This window comes from Citrobacter sp. TBCS-14 (assembly GCF_005280805.1).
Classification (GTDB): domain Bacteria; phylum Pseudomonadota; class Gammaproteobacteria; order Enterobacterales; family Enterobacteriaceae; genus Citrobacter; species Citrobacter gillenii.
In genome coordinates this window covers 1-265 of the sequence record NZ_SZWM01000242.1, presented here as the reverse complement: position 1 = coordinate 265, position 265 = coordinate 1, and the positions used below count along the sequence as shown (strand labels likewise).

Annotated in this window: 1 pseudogene; it reads right to left on the bottom strand. The window is 46.8% G+C overall.

Annotation, left to right across the window (positions count from 1 at the left end):
* Nucleotides 1–120 (bottom strand): annotated as a pseudogene (locus FDX22_RS30905) (hypothetical protein); the annotation flags it as partial.
* Nucleotides 121–265: the final 145 nt, after the last annotated feature.

The window sequence follows — 265 nt, the reverse complement described above, 5'->3', positions numbered from 1 at the left end:
AAAAACAAAAACTGCCGTTAAATCGGCCATATCTTCGGCTTCGGACTCACTCAGCGCATAGCTGTTTGCGCATACGGCCATCAGGCTGCCGAACAAAACTGTTCTGAAAAACGTCTTCATTGCTTCTACCACTGCATCACGGAAATTAAACGTTAGCATACTGCGAGCGAAGCGACGACCTTTATTATCAGCCGTTCACTTGACCTTCCCGTAGGGGGAGGGCTTATGCTTAAAAGATAGCCTGCTTAAGCTGCTGAATATAAGG